Annotated in this window: 19 protein-coding genes; 6 read left to right on the forward strand and 13 right to left on the reverse strand. The window is 46.2% G+C overall.

Annotated elements, in window-relative coordinates; translation table 11 throughout:
• Positions 1-100: 100 nt before the first annotated feature.
• Together QUA43_RS28000 and QUA43_RS28005 are read right to left on the reverse strand one after the other, a co-directional pair.
• On the reverse strand, positions 101-361 hold the full coding sequence (locus QUA43_RS28000; protein WP_333378659.1) for a hypothetical protein: 261 nt from the start codon (positions 359-361) through the stop codon (positions 101-103).
• A 343-nt stretch (positions 362-704) separates the two neighbouring features.
• The gene (locus QUA43_RS28005; RefSeq protein ID WP_333378663.1) at positions 705-1301 is read right to left on the reverse strand and encodes a hypothetical protein; all 597 of its coding nucleotides are present in this window, start codon (positions 1299-1301) and stop codon (positions 705-707) included.
• Between the two features lie 204 nt (positions 1302-1505).
• On the opposite strand from QUA43_RS28005, the gene QUA43_RS28010 reads away from it, so the two are divergent.
• Positions 1506-1640, forward strand: a complete 135-nt coding sequence (locus tag QUA43_RS28010; RefSeq protein WP_333378667.1) for a hypothetical protein — start codon at positions 1506-1508, stop codon at positions 1638-1640.
• On the opposite strand, the gene QUA43_RS28015 is transcribed toward QUA43_RS28010, so the two are convergent.
• Positions 1637-2731 carry a Get3/ArsA fold putative tail anchor-mediating ATPase NosAFP gene (locus QUA43_RS28015; protein ID WP_333378669.1) on the reverse strand — a complete coding sequence of 365 codons (1095 nt, stop codon included), beginning with the start codon at positions 2729-2731 and terminating at the stop codon, positions 1637-1639. The two genes, QUA43_RS28010 and QUA43_RS28015, sit on opposite strands and share 4 nt — an antisense overlap.
• Before the next feature lie 207 nt (positions 2732-2938).
• Positions 2939-3139, reverse strand: coding sequence for a cytochrome b6f subunit PetP (gene petP, locus QUA43_RS28020; protein WP_172186826.1), 201 nt, complete (start codon positions 3137-3139; stop codon positions 2939-2941).
• A 110-nt stretch (positions 3140-3249) separates the two neighbouring features.
• Here petP and QUA43_RS28025 point away from each other — a divergent pair, with 110 nt between their 5' ends.
• From QUA43_RS28025 to QUA43_RS28035, 3 genes are all read left to right on the forward strand, one after another.
• Complete coding sequence (locus QUA43_RS28025) at positions 3250-3594, forward strand: hypothetical protein (protein ID WP_333378672.1); 345 nt, start codon at positions 3250-3252, stop codon at positions 3592-3594.
• A gap of 288 nt (positions 3595-3882) precedes the next feature.
• Positions 3883-4926, forward strand: coding sequence for a FecR family protein (locus QUA43_RS28030; RefSeq protein ID WP_333378675.1), 1044 nt, complete (start codon positions 3883-3885; stop codon positions 4924-4926).
• A 567-nt stretch (positions 4927-5493) separates the two neighbouring features.
• Complete coding sequence (locus tag QUA43_RS28035; protein WP_333378677.1) at positions 5494-7308, forward strand: adenylate/guanylate cyclase domain-containing protein; 1815 nt, start codon at positions 5494-5496, stop codon at positions 7306-7308.
• Positions 7309-7509: 201 nt separating this feature from the next.
• On the opposite strand, the gene glsA is transcribed toward QUA43_RS28035, so the two are convergent.
• A complete protein-coding gene (gene glsA, locus QUA43_RS28040; protein ID WP_333378680.1) occupies positions 7510-8433 on the reverse strand; it encodes a glutaminase A in 924 nt (307 codons plus the stop codon).
• 449 nt (positions 8434-8882) lie between these two features.
• Here glsA and QUA43_RS28045 point away from each other — a divergent pair, with 449 nt between their 5' ends.
• Entirely contained in the window at positions 8883-9227 is a 345-nt protein-coding gene (locus QUA43_RS28045; RefSeq protein WP_333378683.1) for a hypothetical protein, read from the forward strand.
• On the opposite strand, the gene QUA43_RS28050 is transcribed toward QUA43_RS28045, so the two are convergent.
• Positions 9224-10216: a YdcF family protein gene (locus QUA43_RS28050; RefSeq protein WP_333209327.1), complete on the reverse strand. Its 993-nt coding sequence runs from the start codon at positions 10214-10216 to the stop codon at positions 9224-9226. The genes QUA43_RS28045 and QUA43_RS28050 overlap by 4 nt on opposite strands.
• A 354-nt stretch (positions 10217-10570) precedes the next feature.
• Positions 10571-12058 (reverse strand): polyphosphate:AMP phosphotransferase, encoded by a 1488-nt coding sequence (gene pap, locus QUA43_RS28055; protein ID WP_333378686.1) that lies wholly within the window; start codon positions 12056-12058, stop codon positions 10571-10573.
• 750 nt (positions 12059-12808) lie between these two features.
• On the opposite strand from pap, the gene QUA43_RS28060 reads away from it, so the two are divergent.
• Complete coding sequence (locus QUA43_RS28060; protein ID WP_333378688.1) at positions 12809-13768, forward strand: GNAT family N-acetyltransferase; 960 nt, start codon at positions 12809-12811, stop codon at positions 13766-13768.
• 127 nt (positions 13769-13895) lie between these two features.
• On the opposite strand, the gene QUA43_RS28065 is transcribed toward QUA43_RS28060, so the two are convergent.
• From QUA43_RS28065 to QUA43_RS28090, 6 genes are all read right to left on the reverse strand, one after another.
• The gene (locus QUA43_RS28065; RefSeq protein ID WP_333378691.1) at positions 13896-14795 is read right to left on the reverse strand and encodes an ABC transporter ATP-binding protein; all 900 of its coding nucleotides are present in this window, start codon (positions 14793-14795) and stop codon (positions 13896-13898) included.
• 125 nt (positions 14796-14920) lie between these two features.
• On the reverse strand, positions 14921-15694 hold the full coding sequence (locus QUA43_RS28070) for an ABC transporter permease (protein WP_333378693.1): 774 nt from the start codon (positions 15692-15694) through the stop codon (positions 14921-14923).
• 500 nt (positions 15695-16194) lie between these two features.
• Positions 16195-17238 carry a hypothetical protein gene (locus QUA43_RS28075; RefSeq protein ID WP_333378696.1) on the reverse strand — a complete coding sequence of 348 codons (1044 nt, stop codon included), beginning with the start codon at positions 17236-17238 and terminating at the stop codon, positions 16195-16197.
• 506 nt (positions 17239-17744) lie between these two features.
• A complete protein-coding gene (locus QUA43_RS28080; protein ID WP_333378699.1) occupies positions 17745-18476 on the reverse strand; it encodes a hypothetical protein in 732 nt (243 codons plus the stop codon).
• Positions 18477-18684: 208 nt separating this feature from the next.
• Positions 18685-19710 carry an ABC transporter permease gene (locus tag QUA43_RS28085; RefSeq protein WP_333378702.1) on the reverse strand — a complete coding sequence of 342 codons (1026 nt, stop codon included), beginning with the start codon at positions 19708-19710 and terminating at the stop codon, positions 18685-18687.
• A gap of 212 nt (positions 19711-19922) precedes the next feature.
• Positions 19923-20267: a hypothetical protein gene (locus tag QUA43_RS28090; protein WP_333378705.1), complete on the reverse strand. Its 345-nt coding sequence runs from the start codon at positions 20265-20267 to the stop codon at positions 19923-19925.
• Positions 20268-20480 lie beyond the last annotated feature (213 nt).

Below are 20480 nucleotides of genomic sequence, written 5' to 3' on the forward strand. Positions count from 1 at the left end.
GTTGGTCTTGGCCCCTGGGCTCTTTGACCTTTCAAAGCTCTAGCATATAACCTAACCATTGCCAAATTAACTCCCGATTCGTCAATGAATATTAAGTCTTTCAAACTAATCTCTTTAATTTTTTGCCAGAACTCACATCGCAGAAGTTGAACTCGGTCGGTGCCTTTGCCTGAAGGGAAGAGAGTTTTTTTTTGACAGTAATATCTAAGAGTTTTATCATTCTTGCTATTGTCGATATACTAACAGAAAATCCAATTTCCCCATAAAGTTTGGGACGCAGTTCTTCAAGAGTTGCATCATTGTTTACTTCAATCAATTCCCCCAATATGAGTAGTTGCTCTGCATTCAGTTTGCCCTTCACTCCACATCGGTCAGTTCGGGGAGTAATGTTTTTTGTTTCACGATATTGTTTAAGCAATTTTTGTACAAAGCTGAGGGCAGAGCGAAAAACGCTTAGCTATTGCTTTTTGTGAAATCGGTTCAGTATGATAAGTATCAAGGATCTTTTGCCTAAAATCAATCGAATAAGCTTTCATTTTACCAAGGTATGAAGAGGAGTATAAGTAAACGTGTTATGAGTCAACTTTTTCGTGCTGTCAAATAAATGCTATCATGTGTGGTATCGCTTTCGTGTGGCTTTACTGAACCATGTAATTCTAGTTGATTTGATCTGATTTTCTCTGTTTGATCCTCACGAGTGAGTGTCAGTAACATGATACCTCATATTTCTGAGAAAGGCTATATACTTCTATAGCCTCTTGACTGATTTCTCTTTCTATTGATTCTGACTCCGAGGTTAAATCAGATTGATTAGCATCCGATGAATTATCTCTAGAAGAAACACTCACACCCTCCCTTCCCAACAATCGAGTAACAATATTTTCACTTATAACCGATCGCACCTCCGCAGGATTCCGACTCAAACTCTCCCCCGCCAACAATTGCCTGCCGATATTGCCAGCCACATCACTAATTTTCCCGCAATTCATCTCACCCAGCCGCACCATCCGCCCACCCAATTCTAAATTAGTTTCCGGGGATACCAGTAACCTTTCTCCAAATTCTTGCAGCCAATTTTCCCACTCAGCATCATTGATTTTGCAGCCGATTAAAAAGCCTTTAATTTCGCCCCGACTCCAGCCTTGTTCAACACCCTCTAACAGTTGCAAAAATTTCTGTTCGTATTCCCCAAAAGAGCGAATCGGAGTTGGCTTTGGCGGTGGGGGTGCAGGTTGTTTGCGGAAATGTCGCTGAATTTGCCGCCACAGGTTGAGGATTCTTTGCCAAATTTGTCGGATCATTGGCCGGGTGGGTGAGATGTTGCTGGAGATTCTAGCAGATTTTGGGGTTGAATGTACGTTGCGGTAGGGGCGGGTTTTACGAATAATATATAAAGATGACCTACAATCTATAAAAACCCGCCCCCACCCACGGTAAATCTGAATGTACATTTCGATTGTTTGTGGGGTTGGGCGGGTTTTTGAGAGTGTTTTTTTCAGGCGATTATGGTTGGTAAAACCCGCCCTTACGATCGCACAAATTATACGATCGCGAATCAACGAGACATGATATTAGACAACTCGATAATTCATCCGTGTATCCGTGTCAAAATCCGCGTCGTGCCTTCTTCCTTACCCTAAAAAGAAATAATCAAGTAACCATTCAGGAACTTCGCACCTGTAACAGACTTCCCAGTCAGCGCCGGAGGCAGCAAAATATTGCGCCGCTGATCGCCCGCTTCGATCGTCACTTCCGGCCCGGATTGAATCAATTTAATTTCTTTCTTGTCAAACCCAGGCAAAAACAAACTAACTTGACGCTGTGCAATGTTTATGTTAATCGGTTTAGGAGCTTTTGCCGCCTCAGAAAAATCTGGCAAAGCATCAATTAGCGGCTGCCAGTTATTGTCACTGTGCGCCGGAACCGAAACAGCAGTCAAAGGATCAAACTCGGCAGTAATAGCTTCTGTAACCGATGCTTGATTAACAATGACACCGCCCACAGTCAAACCAACTTGTTGAGAACTTCCCCAAAGATAGCGGGCAGTTGCGATCGCACTTGCATCCCCAGTCGTCACCAAAAAAGCCGCCGTGCGGTTCGGATCTGCCAGCGCTTCCTTACCCTTATCCAAAAGATTATCGACTTGCTTAGTAGATTGAAAAGCATTGTCTCCCGACAAATCCACCGTCAACACCGTACTGACAACCGGTTGAATAAAAGGTGAAAGCGCTTTACCCAAATCCGAATCTACCAAAGCTTGGCGGAACCTGCGGATATACCAACTCAAAATTTCCGGCATTCCCAGCATCCGCAGCGTGTCCATGCCGCCATTGCCGTCATAAACAATTACATCGTATTGTTTGCTGTCCTCGTATTCCCGAAGTTCGTTCAACGCCAGTGCGCTGTCCATTCCCGGTAACACCCCTAATTCTTGACCGTAAATCTGCTTGAAAAACGGAGTGCGGACATATTGAGCTTCTAGTTGTTTAACTTCGTCCCACCTGCGTTCTAGCAGCGGCGCGCTTTGCACCTGAACTGCTTTGAGGTTGGGGGCGATTTCCTGGGGGTTGAGAGTCAGGGGAGCCCCTAGCAGGATGCCCAATGCAGGGCCCGGATCTTGGCCGAGCAGCAGAACTCGCTTGCCTTGAGCCGCGTATTTTTTAGCTGTTGCGATCGCGATCGTACTGCGGCCAGTGCCGCCTTTGCCCAAAAATGTCAAAATCAAAGCCATTTTCTGTTCTCACTGCCAAAGCTTACTCTTTAACATTTAAGCGCAACCTTCAGCCAGAGTGGGGGAGGGGGAGAGTGAAGGAAGAGGAGAGTCGGCGAGTGGGAGAGTGGGAGAGGGGGAGAGTAGGAGACGAAAGGAAACACAGTTAAATTCAATCCGTGTATCCGTGTCCGAATCCGTGTCGTGCCCCCCTTCCTTCTACATCTGTTAAACGGGTTCTAGCTCATCTTCAAAGAACCAAGTCGCAAAACCGTCAAACTTGACAACCACACCTACTCCGCTACCGTCAACCATTCTGAATCCGTCAACAGTGCCTACTGGATTCTCCTTTATCTTGCCCACTATATTTGCAGGTATCCGATCTCTGAGACGGCGCACCTTCACTCTCTGACCTACTTCTATTGCCACTGAAATTGTTCTCCTGCTCTATATAACTTATATACAACCGTTTATTTTACAGTTTGGCGTCTACTTCGGAACAGCAACACCACCAGGCGATCGCTCCCTAGGATTTTCCTATGATTTTCCATCGAAATTTCCACCAACTTTCCCTAAAAGACGGTATTCTAGTCGGAGTTTGTCGATCGTCTACCCTGATTCGCTTGGGTTTGCTTCATAATGTTCCACAGCGGCAAGCTCCACTGGCAGAGGCTGTTCACCACTTAGATAATTATTTTTTAGTGATTCGCAAAAAGAAGTTTTTTATTAATTGCCACAACTACAGGATTTCTCCCCAATTAGTCATCCTTCAGGCAGAAGCCAAAAGACATTCAAAAGCAGTAATTAATTTTATGTTTGCTATATATAAATCTGCCCTCTCTGACGTTGACAACGGCGAAATTTCATGCTGTAAAGGACTTTGAGTCTGGTTTGCCAAATTTCCCGAAGGTCAGATTTTAGGAAACGGTCATGTTGTAACAGTTTACTAAAATCTGACCAAAAAAAGAAGTTTTAATGCTAAACTTTCAGGCTGATAAAGTTTATTTTTGCTGCTGTGTTACGGCATAAAAAATAGAACGATTGCCGGATTTAGGGTGTCTGATACAGGAAAGGAAGTCTAGAAACTTCAATATGACAAAATTGAAATAATGCATAAAATTTTTACCTGTGGGCGCTCGACCCAAATTCCGCTCCTAAGTTGGTCGTTAGCTGTGTTCGCCTGTCTGCAGCTTGGTCGTGCGACGATCGCCAGTCCGCACTCTCCATCCCCCAAACAGCCGTCGAACGCTACTAAAATTATCTCAGTCGATCGACCGCCAGCACTGCCAACCGCCTCAAAATCTCCAACAAATCCGGCAATATTGGCGGCAAATTCATCCCCAGCAGAGACGATAAACGCCCAGGGAACAGCGGGCGCGCGATCGCTCGAAATAGAAGAAATTCGCGGTACAGTCAGCTTTAAAGGGCGGCCAGCGGTTGTGGGCGATCGGCTACTTGCCCCCGGAGACGAAATCATCACCGGCCCCGATTCCACAGCCCGTTTAGGCATCGACAACAACACCGGCATCGTGGAAGTTGCCGAAAAAACGGCAGTCAGAATATCCACTTTGTCAAACAGTGCAGGCGGCGAAAAAGACACAGCCATTTTTGTCAGCAGGGGGCGAGTCAGGTTGTCGATCGGCAAAACTGCTGCGACAATTCCCGCAGCCAACACCTCAACAATTATCCCCCCAAACCAAATAGTCGCCCTCAATACCTTCAGCGGACTCGGCAAATCCAGTCAAATTGCCCAAAAAACCCGTTCTGCCAAAACCGCCCCAGTCAGAGTTGAAACCCCAGAAGGCGTTGCCGGAGTCCGGGGCACCTCCTTTGGCGTCAGCGTCGGCGGCGGCAAAACCGCAGTCGAAACTATTGAAGGTGCAGTCGCAGTATCCGGTAACACCGACTCAGAAGTAGTTGTCAACGGCGGCAACGCCACGACAATTTTCCCTCAAACCTCATCCGTGGCGCCCTCAGCCAGCCCTCGCCTAGCTAAACTCAAAGTCCGCAGGTTGTTGAGACTCAGCGGCAATATCTATAGCCTCAGTGGTCAAATTAACCCGATCGACATAATTTATGTCAACAACGAAGAGATTAAGAGCGATCGAAATGGCAACTTCAAAATCCAAGGAATTTTACCTCCAAGCCGCCGCCTCAAAATCGTAGTGCGAGGGCCGTCAGTCACAGAACGGCATTACAGCCTCGCAGTTCCCTAAACAACCTCTCTCAGAGCAAATTGCGTGGCCAATCTCTGAGGATCTGAGTTAGATCGTAAGTTTTATTTGAGTTGATTATTTCGTGTAGGGGCGAAGCATTTCGCGGTGAAACTTCGTAAGCCCAGCCGCGTCTAAATCTTAAAGTCAAGTTTAATTCAATTATTGTGAGGTGTCCCACCCGCCTACAAAAATAATTTAGATGCCCAACAAATTAGTCAAAATAAAGAAACTTGGCGTTAACCTTTCGCCCTTACGGTATTGTAAAACTTCATGACTCTAATATGCGTTCCGGTTGCATCGGAATAATAAAATCGAGTCAACAGTTAACACTCAACCATTCACTTTTTAGATACCGAGTCAAGAGTCAAGAGTCAACAGTTAACACTCAACATGAGTGCAACCGGAATTGATAGATAGCAATCCTCGCATCATTTGTGAATTTCTTACTCCCTCCCCTTGATAAGGGGAGGGTTGGGGTGGGGTAAAAAATTTACGACTCATTGAGGATTGATATAACTCCTCTCCAAGTTCGGACTCTAATGTCAATTATTGCGTCTAATTAATTGCATGAAGTTCAAAAAATGGATCGATCATCTCAAACAAAATCAACTGATCGGCTTCCGGCAATATATAACCACAAATCCTCCCTGGATGACAGGGGCAGTAGTAGGTATAATGTCTGTCGCCATGCTGCAATTGGGAATGTGGAAACCCCTTGAATATTTGGGATACAAAATGCTATTTCAAATTCGAGAATCGGGTATATTACCAAATCCCGGATGGGATTCGAGAATTGCGGTAATTGCGATCGAACGGCATTCCTTGCAGGAATACGGTAAATTTCCTTGGCCTCGCAACCGCTACGCCCAACTGCTAGAAGCACTGAAAAAATCCCCCCCCACAGCCGTTGGTTTTGACATTCTTTTCCTCGATCCAAGTCCGAAAGATGATATTTTAGCTGCGGCAATTGCCGCCAACGGCAAAGTTGTACTCCCTAGAACCATCAAAGAAGAACCCGTAGCATCTTTAAAAGCAGCCGCCGCAGGTGTCGGCCACATCAGCCAGGAAGCCGATAGTGACGGTATTACCCGCAAGTCAAAAATCTTTCTCAACGGGATTCCTAATTTCGGCTTAGCAATGATTCACAGGTACAATGCTGCTAATCCCCAAGAGCCAGTATTGCTCCCACTCTCAAAAAATAGGCAGGAAAAAAAAGTCTGGGTTAACTGGCCGGGGACAACAGAAAATCTACCTACCTATGCTTTTGTTGATGTCGTAGAAGGTAGAATTCCTGCAGATGCTCTCACCAATAAGTTAGTTTTAGTGGGCATAGTTGCTACGGGTTTCGACCCGATATCTTCACCTCTAAACAAGACTACGGCTGGGGTTTATTTATATGCAGCGTTGCTTGACAATTTGCTCAATCAACGCTTGCTACGGGGGCTGCCGATACTGCTAGACATTTTGTTATTGTTGGGGATTGGCCCGCTTACCGCTTTGGTTCTGAGCAACCGAGGTGTTAAAGAGAGAATTGCGATCGCTCTCGGTTTGCCTATAATTTGGATTGGGGCTGCTGCTTTGTTATTTGGCTTCTTTTTCTGGTGGGTTCCGATTGCCGCACCTATCGGCACTCTCATTTTATCTGGCACTGCTTTGCAACTGCGGGAACAGTACGAAAAGCAGCAGTTGATGAGGTTATTTGAAAAGCACGTCGCTCCAGAGACAGCTCAGCTTATTTGGGAACGCAAAGCTGAGATATTTGAACAGGGAGAACTCGAACCTCAAGAACTGACAGCAACGGTGCTGTTTATGGATATTCGTAGTTTTACTTCAATTTCAGAAAAAATGCCGCCGCGGGATTTGCTCACCTGGCTGAACAATTATTTGGAAGCGATGACTAACTGTATTATGGATCACGGGGGCGTTGTAGATAAATACATCGGGGATGCAATTATGGCAGTTTTTGGGGTGCCTTTTTGCCATACCGAATATCGAGAAATTCAACAAGATGCTGTGAATGCAGTTGCGGCTTGTATTGCGATGCACGAACGGCTGCACCAACTTAATCAGCAGCTTAGAAGTGAACGCAAACCTTTAATTAAGTTTGGCATCGGTTTGCATACCGGACAGTTAGTTGCTGGCAGCGTGGGCGGTTCCCGGCGTTTGAATTATTCTGTGATCGGCGATGCTGTCAATGTTGCTGCTAGATTGGAGGCGATGAATAAGGAAATTGTTTCTGACAGTCCTTTTAATTTGTTGGTGACGGCGAGGACTTTTGCTTACGTGCGCGATCGCTACGAAGGCCAAAAAGTAGGATCGATTCAATTGCGCGGCAAAAAAGAACAGACTGTGGTTTATGCTATTTTGGGCGAAAAGCATTAGTTATCGGTCATTAGTTATCGGTCATTAGTCATTAGTCATTAGTCATTAGTCATTAGTCATTAGTCATTAGTCATTAGTCATTAGTCATTAGTTACGATATTATGTCCGATTAATTAAGCCCAATTACCTTTTTCCCAATTCCCCATTAGACATTCCCAATTCCCCATTCCCATTCCTAATGACTACTGACTACTGACCAATCTAATCAAATACGCTCAGTCGCAGATTTTTAGCTATTTTTTCTAACAGAAATAAGCCACCGATAGAATTTCCATCTTTATCCAGGGGCGGACTGTAAAAGCCGATCGCACCCTGGCCCGGAATTACCGACACCAAAGCCCCGCTAACTCCCGACTTGGCCGGCAGTCCCACCCGCAGCGCAAAGCGGGCCGATGCTTCATACAAACCGCAAGTTGCCATCAGTGCTTTGACTGTACGGCAGTTTTCCCCCATTGCTTCGCCACTATTTACCAAAACCATCCCCAGCTTAGCTAAATCCTCCACTGTTCCAGACAAACAGCAGACGCGATTGTAAGTTTCTAAAGCAATTTCCGAGTTTTGAATACACCCCGATTCTACCATTTTTAAGGCGAGATTCCAATTATTTTGATTCGGATTTGTCTTGACTGAATCGAGCATTAACTCGTCAACAAATAACTGACTGTTTGCCTGTTGATTCAGCCAAGTTCGCAAGTTTTGACAGCGCGCCACAGCATTTTGACCGGGAATCAAAGACGCTAGGGCGATCGCCCCGCTATTAATCATCGGGTTTCTCGGCTTCCCTTGGTCTATTTCGAGTTGAGTTAAGGAATTGAAAGGCAGTTCCGAAGGCTCGCAGCCAACGCAGTCAAATACCCTTTTTTCGCCCAATTCGCACAGCAAATAAAGCAGCACAAAGGGCTTGACTACACTCATCAGCGGGAATGTTTGAGCAATGCTACCCCAGCTCATAATTTGCGCGTCAATTGCCCGAATTTGCACGGCAAACCCTTGTCTGTCTGCTTGTGCAAGGAGAGGTATGTAAGCAGGAATTTGACCGGACTTACTGCGATTAATTGCTTCTTTTGCCCAAGCTGCTAGTTGTTCGGGTTGCAAGGAAGATAGTTGGCTGGTGGATATTTTCACTCTCGATTATTTCGATCATTTTAAATTTTAGATTGGTATTCCTGGCGCGATATGGAGCCAGAAACCCCGTTTATTAACCGAATTGCATCACTTGGGCCCGCTGCGGGAAGAAACTGGGTTTCTTCGGGGATCTCAACCAAGCTCGAACTTCAGGCTATTGACGTTTCTGCCCGCCGGGAGCAAATAAATTTTTCATAAAAAACCTGTAGTTTGCATAAAAATCTCCCCTTCACCCCGATATATAAGTAGCAGCTTCAAGGCCAGGCTGCTATCTAAAACAAACCAGCACTAGCTGGAAATGCCTTCAGATTCTTATGTTTAAGCCCCAGCAAGGGGCGGGGTGCATATTTAACTTAATTCTTTCAGAGTTCGGCAAATCCTGTCCGGAAACCCCCCGAACCTCTGAGAATGTACTATCCAACCGGATCTACCAAAACCAGGATAAAAAAATGGCAGAAGAACCGAAAGCAGAAGCACCAAAGCCCGCTCCCATGATTTTTAAGGGTGTGTGCAAGGAGGGAGTTCTCAAAGGCAAAGAAATTGAAGGCAAACTAGATATCAAAGTCAATGTCGAATCTGTCAAAACCCCTGAAGCAACGACCAAAAAATCCGAGTGGGAGCCAGTTATATTTTGGGTATTGTTTGCTTTCATGGCAAACTTGATTGTCGGCGACCCCGCCGGAATGAGAAAAAAATACAGCTCCCCACAAAGGTCTTCTTCTCATCAGATGTTAAACCAATCTGGGGAGCAGTCGCTGTTGCCTAAGAAAAACACCAGCAACTTGCCAATTTAGGCCCTGGGAGCCTGCCAGCCGCGCAAATAGTAATAAAAAGACCCGAAATATTCATCGAATACTCGCGTCGTAGTTACCAAAGCTTCTGCACTGGGCAGAAAATCTCCCGCGTCTAAGCGGAGTCTGGATTTTCCTCCTGATGTGGGTTGAAAAGTGTAGAAGTCGGTAGCCCTAGGAATCACCTGGATTCCCATATTCGCAAAAGCGAGGCTGGCACGGCGCATCTGAATCGCAGATGTTACCAGGATTACTTTGCGCGGGGCGCCACGGCTGTCGAGTATCTTTCTCACTTCTTGGGCGCTGGTGCGTATGTTGCTGCCGTTATCGTCGAGAACGATACTGCTGCGCGGCACGCCCATGTTGTTTGCCAGCAAAGTCTCGATATCCTTCGCTTCCCCAACATAACCCTCCAACTCTGGTCTGGGGCCAGCGGTAACGATGACCATCGGTGCCACTTTTTGGCGGTACAAAACGGCAGCATAGGGCAGGCGATTACCTGTATCTGTCAGTTGAATCGCCACTCGGTTGGGGATGTGAGGCTGAGTGGTTCCCTTGCCTAGGAGAACTATCGCCGCGGCAGTTTCATCGCAGCAAGCTGTGCGGACGGCAGCAGCGGCGTCCCGTTCTGCTTGGTCGGCGAACCAGTAAGCGACAACTGGCATACTCGAAAGGATCAAAACTAGCAGCGCTGCCAGGATCATTCTCGGCGCCGGGTTGCGGATGCCCCCGTTCGTGATCAGCGCCGACGCAATCACCAGCAGAGTGATGGAAAAACCCAACGGCTTAAAGAAGAAGGCTATGAGCCCGAAAATCGCTGCTCCGACTGGTGTGTCTGGCGCAAAAAAAGCCAGGAACAAAAGGCTGATCAGCAGCAAAACGCGCAGTCGGTCTAATAACGGATTGTCTTTACCTCCTGATTGATCCCACCACGATTTGATCAGTGAGAACAGGAGGAATAGAAATAGAATGCGAGCTAACAGTTCTGGCATCTTGCAATATTCTGTGTCTTCATAAATTAGTACGGAAGTGTGGAAACGAGCGCGAATTTAACTGCGGGAGGAAATACGGGCATCGGTGGGTTTTTAACTTTCGCGAATAACGCAGTCCGATCGCATTTATTCTGATGCTCGATTCCGGTCAGCTATCAACTATTGGTTGCAGGGTGCAAGCCCGCTACTTCCAGTCACAGATTGCTGACTGTTAATTGGTAATTGATAACTGGTAATAGTTGATTGGTAATTGGTAATGGAGCGAGGACGCCGCAGGTGGAATTGACAATTCAAGCCTGCTTTGTTCTGCCTACTTTTTTCCCCATTACCTGTTACCGATTCAGCAATCCCAATTTATCGGCGCTTCAGTTGATTCCGAATTGCCTGCGTTACCGTTTGAATTACTTTAACACGAGCATAATACTTGTTATTGGCCGCAATTAGCGTCCAGGGAGCAGCCGGCGTGCTGGTGCGCTGAATCATTTGATTCACCGCTACTTCATAATAATTCCACTTTTCCCGATTCCGCCAATCTTCCTCGGTGAGTTTGTATTGTTTAAATGAATTGTTTTGCCGCTCTGTAAACCGCTTTAGTTGCTCGTCAGGACTGATGTGCAGCCAGAATTTAACTAAGACACAACCGAAACTGGTGAGTTGCTCCTCAAATTCGTTGATTTCCTGATAAGCTCGGCGCCATTCGGGTTCGGTGGCAAATCCTTCGACTCGCTCGACGAGCACTCGACCATACCAACTGCGATCGCAAATGCTGATTTTACCAGCAGTCGGCAGCCGCTGCCAGAACCGCCAGAGGTAGTGATGCGCTTTTTCTTCGTCTGTGGGTACCCCAAAGGCATTAACGATGTAACTGCGGGGGTCTAATATGTCCGTCAAGCGTTTGATTGCTCCTCCTTTACCGGCAGCGTCCCAACCTTCAAACAGCACTAACACGGGGATTTCCTCTTCGTAAATGCTTTGTTGCAGTTTGCCAAAACGGGTTTGTTCTTCGCGAAGTTGCTGTTTGTATTCGTCGGGCGACAGCGATTGAGTTAAATCTACTTGGGCCAGCAAGTCGGGTTCAGTAGGTTGTAAGTGTTCTTGATGCGGCAATTGTATCGGTGCTGATTGCATCGTTCGTCTGTCTAAGGCTTCTGTAATTGTCGCTGCCATTTGCGTTAAAACTTTGACTCTCGCCCAGCGTTGACAATCGCCTTCTACTAGCGTCCAAGGTGCGGGGCCCGTGCCGGTTTGGGCTACCATTTCTTCGGCAAAAGTTGTGTATTCTTCGTATTTCTTTGCTTGTTTCCAATCTTCTGGCCGCACTCGCCAAGCTTGTAATGCGTCGTCTTCTAGTTTTTTGAGCCGATGCTTGAGTTCTTTTTTGCTCAAGTGAATCCAAAATTTGGCAATTGCGGCGCCGTCATCAACCATCTGCCGCTCGAAAGCGTTGATTTGCCTGATGGCTGTCGGTACTTCTGCGTCGGAGACTCGATCGAACAATCGGTCTTCTAAAACATGAGTGTACCAACTGTGGTAGAAAAAGCCAATTTTGCCGCGGGCGGGGAGTTTCTGCCAAAACCGCCATAGGAAAGGATAGCCCCTTTCTGCATCTGACGGCGGCCAAATCGGGTGGACGGCAAACCCCCGCGGGTCCATGTACCCCACCATTTTTTTGACTAAAGCGCCTTTACCGGCGGCGGCCCAACCTTCGAGGACGATGATTACGGGCAATTTTTTTTCCCAGCAGGCCAGTTGGAGCGATCGCAACTGTTGCATTAAAATTTCTATCTTGGCATCATAGGTTTCTTTATCCAGCGAAATATCTAAATCGAGGTTGTCGAGCATATTTACCTCATATTAATCTGTAAAAAACAGTTTAACGTTAGTTTAACGTTTGGATAAAATTAAATCCTCAACTCAGGGGAAAACGTTATAAAAATTACAGTTACGGCTGGTTAAAAGCCGGAGCGCTCCTGCAATCAAATGCCCGTCTCGTTAATACTAGCAAGAATCCCTCGATTTCCAACTTGCCAAAAAAAACAGCTCAGGTTATAGTTGAAATAGGGAACTTTTAAATAAGTTCAACTTCTCCCCTCCCCCGATCGGGCGAGTTAACAGGAGGATCCAAAAATCCCTGAAAAAGGATTTATTGTAAAACAGAGCAAAAGTAAAAATCAACTACCCGGTGGGGGTGACAACTTCTTTACTTAGCTGTAGAAACTTTATTCCAACAATAGTAGTTACTTAAGCACCAAGCTTGGTAACGAAAGAGAGCGCGACTCATCGACATCCAGCCATAAACTCACATACAAAACTAGCCCAAAAAGGCAAACCAATTTTTATGATTGCGCTATAAGATAAAACCTGAAAGCCTGGGTGATATAAACAGGTTTCTGAGTTTTATCGACACCATTCTCAAATACTAAAAACAGTTTAGGTGCGGGCTCGCGTGCTCGCCCCACAAGAGTATTTATTTCTTGTGGAACAGGCCGGAGTGCCTGTTACTGACGTTTGTCCAAAATGTCTGAATTACTGTACTTGTTTGCCAATACCAATTAAGAGGAACAGTCCGAAATTACGGATTGCAAGTTTTCTATGAATATCTTAACAACACGCTCCTACAAGGGCGAAACTGACTGGTGCGCGATCGCAAATTTAATCGATGCTTGCGAAGCAGTGGATAGACTCGGCGAAGAAGTCTCAGCAACTGAACTCAAGCTAATACTTGATGCACCCAAACTCGACCAAGCCCGCGACGTGCAGTTGTGGGAAGATGGTAATTACAAACTAATCGGTTTGTCACTCCTAGATATGCCCGATTCGCCAGAGGAAATAGACGCTTGTCTCTGGTTTTACGTGCATCCAAATGTACGTAGCGAAGGTTTAGAAAAAGACATAATTAAGTGGGGAGAAAAGCGACTGCGCGAAGTCGCGAAAGAACGGAATTTGCCTGCAAAATTGCGTACTTACAGCCGGGAGGACAAAACCGATGAGATGCGGCTGTTAGAAAAACAAGGCTTTGAGGTCGATCGCTATTTTTGGACAATGGCCCGATCCCTCGCCGAACCCATTCCCACACCGGAATTTCCCGCAGATTTTGCGCTGACACACGTATCAGGAGAAGAAGACATCCAACCTTGGGTAGAGATGTTCAACCAGTCATTTATCGATCACTGGAATCACCACGATTTAACTGCCGAAACCGTGCGTTACTGGATGCAAGATGCCAATTATCAGCCGGAATTAGACTTGATTGCTGTTTCGGGCGATCGTAAATTTGCAGCTTTTTGCGACTGTCAAATCAAACCCCAAAAAAACGCCCGCAGCGGCACAAAAGACGGTTGGATTGAATTGTTGGGTACGCGGCGCGACTTTCGGAAAATGGGTTTAGGAAAAGCGATGCTGCTGGCGGGTTTGCATAAGTTGAAAGCAGCGGGTGCAAACACAGCTAAACTCAGCGTCGATGCTGACAGTTTGACGGGGGCGACCAAGCTTTACAAATCAGTCGGTTTCCGCCCGATGGAAACTTGGATCGAGTGGGCTAAGACAGTGTAAATTCGTTAGGGTGGTCAGACACCGGGTTTTTGCGAAAATACTGCGTTACAGCCTGCAGATTCGGCAAAAAACCCGGTTTCTTTGGTTTTTGAAGCGCACCGGGCGGATATACGCGGATGAACGCAGATTAGGATACAGTTTGTTTAGTCACTTCGACATAAATATGTTCTAACCGCACCGGATACCGAGCAATTGAATCAATAGAAATCCCGTCGAACAGCAAAATAATCTCTTTTAATTCTAAACGTTCCGGCAGCCAAAAAGCCAAATCGCTACCGTAGCGACGGGGGATGAAACTGTATTGTTTAGCGCGGGCGATGACTTCAGCTTCTTCGTCGGTTTTTACCACGATAATTTCTTGAGCCGGAATTAGTTTTTGCAACTCCTCCAAACTGCCCTCAGCCACAATACTGCCATTCTTTAAAATCCCAATTCTCTGACACAGCCGCTCAGCTTCATCCAACAAGTGAGTTGTCAGCAAAATTGTAATTCCTTCAGATTGCAAGCGCTGAATTAACTCCCAAATTTCATAGCGCGCCTCAATATCTAAACCCGTTGTCGGTTCATCTAAAATTACTAATTTAGGCTGGTGCACCAAAGCCACCGCAATATTCAAGCGGCGCTGCATTCCTCCGCTCAAAGTTTCCACGGGGCTTGTAGCTCTATCTGTCAAATTTACTGCTTTCAAACAGTGTCTTACTTGATAGCGGCGCTGTTTGCGCTCCAAGCCATAAATTTGAGCAAAAAAGTTGAGGTTTTCTTCGCAGCTAAGGCTTTTGTAAAGCAAATTTTCTTGGGGCGCTACACCGATTAAGGATTTTGTAGATTCAGAAACAGGTTCGCCATTGATGGAAACTTGGCCGCTGTCGGCATTTAGCAAATTGCATAAAATATTGATAGTTGTAGTTTTGCCCGCCCCGTTTGGCCCCAGCAAACCGTAAATTTCTCCAGCTTGAATGTGCAGTGTTAAATCTTTAAGCACTGAACGCTCGCCATAGGACTTATTTAGCTTTTCTATTTGCAGCACTGCTTGAATTCTCCGTATTATTTTATATATTTACGGTTATTTCTGAACGATTAAACCGCAGAGGGCGCAGAGGGCGCTGAGTCAGAGAAGAGAGAGATGAATAATTACGACATAATGAGATAGTGTTAAAGTCTTCTTTCTACTCTCAGCATCCTGCGGTAAGAAAGCCATCCACCTGCAATCATGGCAATAGAAAATATGAATAAATACCAAAAGTGTTCGGCAATATCCGCCAAATCTTTGCCGTCAGCCCACACGCCCATCAGCGCTTCGTTCATGTGATAAATTGGATTGTACTGGGCAAGTTCCAGCAGACTTTTGGGAAACAGCGAAGTTGGCAAAAATGCGCCTCCTAAAATCAATAAAGGAACGCCGAAAGCCGCTACTAGCGAGTTGACATCTTCAGTGCGCCTCGCAAACTGGGTGCCGAGAATAAAGCCTACACCTACATAAGATACAATACTGAGCAGAATAATCGCACATCCTAACAGGATAGAGCCTTGAAATTGCGCTCCTAAACAAGAGGCGATCGTGTATACTAAAATTACCTGACCGATGCCGATGCAACTGTGAGCCAGGAAAATTCCTAAAAAATAGGAAGTGCCACTCAGCGGGGAAATAAACAAGCGTTTGAGGGTATGCTGTTCTCGCTCTGCTACTACTGTTGCTACGCTACCACCGAGACAGCTAAAAAATAAAGCCGCTCCTACTAAGCTTGCAGGTGCAGCAGTTTCAAAGGCTTTTGCTGTGGTGAGATTAGCGCGTTCTTTTAAAATCAAAGCGTTAATTAGCAAGATAGATACTGGAAAAATACTCCACAAGATTAAGCTGCGTCGTCGCCTTCCCAATTCAATTAAAATTCGCTGCGCTACAGCGAGGGTTTCGTACCAGTATTTCATAAGAAATCTATTAGTATTGTTAGAATTGGGAATTGGTAATGACGCCACCGCATATCATATCATTTCCGGTAACACCGGAATGATGTTGACTGTTGACTGTTGACTGTGAACTGTGAACAGTGAACAGTCAACGCGGTGAACACTGAACTCGAATTTACTATTCCGATGCTAACGGATTTGATATCATACCATAGAGATGCCAATAAGTTTAGCTCTCAATAAAAAACCCGCCGACGCGGGTTTTGTTATACCATTTCTCTAAAATCGTGCAACACTCTTCGACCCCCCCTAGCCCCCCCTTGCTAAGGGGGGGAACAAGAATACTGTTGCATTCTTTTTTAAAATTGGTATTATTTTAGCAGTATAGGTTTTAACACCAGTTAAAAAAAAGAACGGAACAGTAACAAGTTCCAAACCCATATCGAAGCAGTTATGCCCAATTCTTTAATCGAAAATCGAAAATCGAAAATTGTATAACTTGTCGCCCTCTGTCACTGCTCTCAATTAATACTAAAGTTTTTACCTCTGTAGCATCCTTGAAAAGAAGTTAAATTGGTGCTGTTTCTCTGTTCCAATTTAGTGACGAGGGAAGAAGTATTGGAACTGTCAGGGGTAGCACCCCACTTGTAGATAAAGTCGCCGAGATTGTCTCCTGTTTCTTCGTAGCTGTGCTCTTCAATTGGAATTCCCGAAACTCCTGAAACAGTTTGGTTGTGGTATCCGTTAACAATGATTTTTTCGATAACTGCGCCCGGTTCTGTGGTAATGTTCCATTGCACGGGTTCGTAGGCTGAAAGTGCGAGAATTATGGGCTTGTTTCGGCGTTCTACCTTGATATCGATCGCACTTTGTGATAAATCTCGGTTCTTGTGATCCGCATTAGCTTCGTAAACGCCTATTAAATGAAGTTCTTTATTTCCGCTTGAGGAACCGATATAAGCTGAAAAATCGTCGGAACCGCCAAGCCCGCAGTTGGCGCCAGAACTAATTGGGGAAACAAAAGCAGCTTTTTCGGCTATTTTTTGCTGCACCGCCGGCACTACCCACAATCCGGTTCCGATGCCTAAAGCACCTATCAAAGCGGCGGCGATACCAAAAGGAAGGGCATTTGTCAGGTTGCGAACAACTGGCTTGGCTGTTAGTTGAGATAGGGTTTGCTGCCAAGTTTCACCAGTTTGTCGATCGGCATTCCCGCCATCGAGACAGGCCAATAAACCTAAACTTTCCGGCTGTTCGAGCAGACTTTGAACAGTTTTCCCTTCGCCGACGTAGAGATTTCTAGTTTCGCTGTCTAAAAGCAGCCAGTAGCGATCGCCCTCGCTGAGGTTGTACTCTTGTACCGCAGGATCGACTAAATCGTGCTGCAAAAACACCAGCCAAGCCATATTATTGCCAGTACCGACTGTTTTGCCGTCGCTGGAAATAAGTTGGTCGATGTCGGGTTCCCAGCGCCAAGCTACCCAGCGACTATCTCCTCGATAGCCAAGGGATTTTTCAAGTTGCGGATGAGCGGTTATTTGTAAGCGTTGAACTAAGTTTGACACTAGATTTCCTCCTCAAGTGCGATCGGGTCTAGAGCAATTTTGTTCCAATTTATTAAAACAAATATTTTGCTCATGAAGAGCCTCCGAATAATCGGGTTAATTTTGTCTTGCTAATGTTATCAGCCGGTACTTTCCCAACCACACAGGCTTAACAAAAATATGCCTGTTGAATGGTTTAGCTTGAGAACTTGGAGCTGGCGAGCACGCGCCTGGTAATAATTTTAACCTGTGCTGATAACTAATCCTGTTATGGATTAAAGCTGGCTATCTATCACTGCTTCTACCTGGTTGTCCAGTTTTAAAAGAGTGCTTGGCTGATAGCGTCTACAAGTTCTTAGCTTAACTTTTATTTCGCTACTCTGCTACAAAATATGCCGATCGCACCTAACATCAATATTATGCAGGCAAATAAATATTCCGGCTTTCTCGCGGGTGAAATATCCCTGAAAAAGAGAACGTTTCCGAGAAACCCGGTTTCTGTGATGAAAGTTCTGACACTTCGCCTATTACTGGCGGGGGCCATCAATCGCATCTCTAGTCGGCGCAACACCTCCGGGGCCAAAGGAACTCGGCGGCACTCTCGGAAGATTGAGATTGCGATTGGGAACTAAATCGCTGTTGCTGTCACCAGCAGTTCCACCCGTGGGAGACGCACTATTATTGGGGCCGGTACTCGGTGAACTTCCCGGATTGAGATTATTGGGATTGGTATTCGGCGAAGTTCCCGGATTGGGATTATTGGGAGTGATATAGGGCGAACTTCCCGGATTGAGATTATTGGGATTGGTGGTTGGCGAAGTTCCCGGATTAGCATTGGGAGTACCTGCGGGCGAAGTCCCCGGAGTGACATTGGGAGTGCCTGCGGGCGAAGTTCCCGGATTGACATTGTTGGGATTGTTGGGATTTGCCGTGCCTGCAGGAGTAGTTATCGGCGTGCCGGCACCATCGATGGTGATGGCGTTGGGGTTCGGGGGAGGCGGAGGAGTGGCTGCATTGGGGTTATTTGCAGGAGCATTGCCCGCAGCAGTGTTTTGGGGAGCAGCGTTGCTGCCGCACAAGCTGACTAAATCAAAAGTTGTGCCGCCTGGGGTTTCGATGAAGCAAACCGGCACATTTACTTGGGGGTTTGAGGCTCTGGGAAAATCGGCTGTTCCCGGCATGGGACGGCTAAAGGCAGCTTCAGCCATCAGTGGGGTCAAGGCCGCCGATAGAGCGGCGATTGTTCGCAATAATCTCATCAGCGTTTCCTCAAATGTATAATTTTATTTTCTCCAGTATTGCCCATAAATTGCCAAGTGTCGTCACTCTAAAAGCCGATCGATCTTTTTGACAACTACTTCTACAGGGCCACCCCTGGCTGCAACATCTCGCGCCGACAGAAAGTACAGGTAGAAAAAGCCAATAGTGCCACACTCGCGCATCCGTTGCCCTTCTTACTTGATATTTTTAGTACCGAATTCGCGGGTCAATGTAAGCATTCAAAATATCAATTACAATGCTGGCAATTACGACAATTGCCGCAAAAAATACCACAATACCTTGAACAGTTGGATAATCGCGCAAGCTAATCGCTTCGTAAAGACGATTTGCCAACCCCGGCCAAGAAAAAGTAACCTCTGTTAAAATAGCACCGCCCAACAGTGCAGCAAAAGTCAATCCTAAGACAGTAATCACCGGAATTAGTGCATTTTTCAGAGCGTGAGCCCATAAAATCTGGAATTCTGGAATGCCGCGAGCTCTAGCTGCTTCGACATAATCTGCTTGCAAAGTTTGCTTGAGATTCACTCTGACAATGCGCTCGAAAATGCCGCTCAAAAGAATCCCCAACGTCAAACTCGGAAGGGCCAAATAATGCAAAGATGTGAGAAACTGACCAGGGTTAGCGCTCAGGAGACTGTCAATCGTGTATAGTCCTGTGTAGCCTTCGGGGGCCGGGAATGTCACGGGAAAGCGAGTTCCCAAGGGAAACCAGCCCAACTGCACTGCGAAAATCAATTGCAAAACCATGCCAGCCCAAAAAGCGGGCAGCGAGTAAGTGATAATGCCAAACAAACGGCCGACAGCATCGAAAATAGTGTTGGGGCGGGATGCTGCCAGGGAACCGATACTGATGCCGACAATTAAAGCTATGGCCATGCTACAAACTGCTAATTCCACTGTAGCGGGGAAATAATCTCCGATAATTTGCCACACGGTTTGTCCGCGAGTGGTGATGGAGGTTCCCAAGTCCAGACTGAATAAGTCTTTCATGTATTTAAAATATTGCTCCCACAGGGGTGCGTCGAGGCCGAGTTGAGTTCGCATTGCTTCTTTGGCGGCTGCAGGAGCTCGTGAACCGAGAATGGCATCTATGGGGTCGCCCGGAGTGGCCCGCAACAATAAAAATACTGCTGTGGTGATTGTCCACAACATTAGGGGTGCCAGAAGCAAGCGGAGAAAAATATAAGATTGCAGGGCTTTGGAACGAGACATAATATTTGGGAATTGCCAATTGCGAAGTCATTAGTCATTAGCCAGATGTTGAAGGCATCAGGCAGATGGAAGGTAGAAGCTGGCTGGAAGAAACAGATATTTTATATCTGCGACTTCCGTGCCGCGAATCAGGGGAATTGGGAATTGCGAATAGACAGTTGAGTTGATTTTTGCGAAAAAGTCGATCGACTTTTTCGCTAAAACTGATTTTCTTATTCCCCTAGCAGCGATTCAAAAGCAGCTTGCAAAGACTTGATATCGCCTACTCTGGCTACTAACAAGTTTTCGCTGCCGGCATCCTGCAGCCTGTATCTCCAATACTGGATGCTATCGGAGTTGTTCATCCAGAAACTAATCACGGTGTCTACAACTCGATCGACATCCCAGCCGCGGTTAGGAGAAACTGTCTCTACGGATGCCACAAACGCATCGAGAGTGCACTTTCGGTTTGCCAAGTATTCTACACCGGAAGGCTGCGGTTGTTGCAGCAATTCCTGCTGCTGGTTAAAAAATGTTAAAGTTGGAGATACGCCCAGGAGTTCAAATGTATAGTTCATGCCATCCTCCAGAAGTATTATTTTGCCAAAATGTCGATAGTCCAAAAAAGCCAAAAACACTTTACTTTGCTGGCGTTGATGAAATGCAGATGCTTCAATTATCCTCTTTGTAGTCGTCGATGGCTTACGCCCCGCTACGCTACGGGATTTTGGCCACTTATCTTATTAATAGCAAATTTTTTAACAGGAGATTGTCACAGAATTTACATTTGT

Source organism: Microcoleus sp. N9_B4 (genome assembly GCF_036701635.1).
In the GTDB taxonomy this organism is placed as follows: domain Bacteria; phylum Cyanobacteriota; class Cyanobacteriia; order Cyanobacteriales; family Microcoleaceae; genus Microcoleus.

Bases quoted from the DNA above. Each gene is read 5' to 3' on its own strand.
- QUA43_RS28005 (WP_333378663.1), bottom strand. From the start codon at position 1,301: ATGATCCGACAAATTTGGCAAAGAATCCTCAACCTGTGGCGGCAAATT.
- QUA43_RS28050 (WP_333209327.1), bottom strand. From the start codon at position 10,216: ATGCCAGAACTGTTAGCTCGCATTCTATTTCTATTCCTCCTGTTCTCA.
- QUA43_RS28010 (WP_333378667.1), top strand. From the start codon at position 1,506: ATGGTTGGTAAAACCCGCCCTTACGATCGCACAAATTATACGATCGCG.
- QUA43_RS28025 (WP_333378672.1), top strand. From the start codon at position 3,250: ATGATTTTCCATCGAAATTTCCACCAACTTTCCCTAAAAGACGGTATT.
- QUA43_RS28035 (WP_333378677.1), top strand. From the start codon at position 5,494: ATGAAGTTCAAAAAATGGATCGATCATCTCAAACAAAATCAACTGATC.
- QUA43_RS28090 (WP_333378705.1), bottom strand. From the start codon at position 20,267: ATGAACTATACATTTGAACTCCTGGGCGTATCTCCAACTTTAACATTT.
- QUA43_RS28015 (WP_333378669.1), bottom strand. From the start codon at position 2,731: ATGGCTTTGATTTTGACATTTTTGGGCAAAGGCGGCACTGGCCGCAGT.
- QUA43_RS28045 (WP_333378683.1), top strand. From the start codon at position 8,883: ATGGCAGAAGAACCGAAAGCAGAAGCACCAAAGCCCGCTCCCATGATT.
- QUA43_RS28085 (WP_333378702.1), bottom strand. From the start codon at position 19,710: ATGTCTCGTTCCAAAGCCCTGCAATCTTATATTTTTCTCCGCTTGCTT.
- pap (WP_333378686.1), bottom strand. From the start codon at position 12,058: ATGCTCGACAACCTCGATTTAGATATTTCGCTGGATAAAGAAACCTAT.
- QUA43_RS28080 (WP_333378699.1), bottom strand. From the start codon at position 18,476: ATGAGATTATTGCGAACAATCGCCGCTCTATCGGCGGCCTTGACCCCA.
- QUA43_RS28060 (WP_333378688.1), top strand. From the start codon at position 12,809: ATGAATATCTTAACAACACGCTCCTACAAGGGCGAAACTGACTGGTGC.
- QUA43_RS28070 (WP_333378693.1), bottom strand. From the start codon at position 15,694: ATGAAATACTGGTACGAAACCCTCGCTGTAGCGCAGCGAATTTTAATT.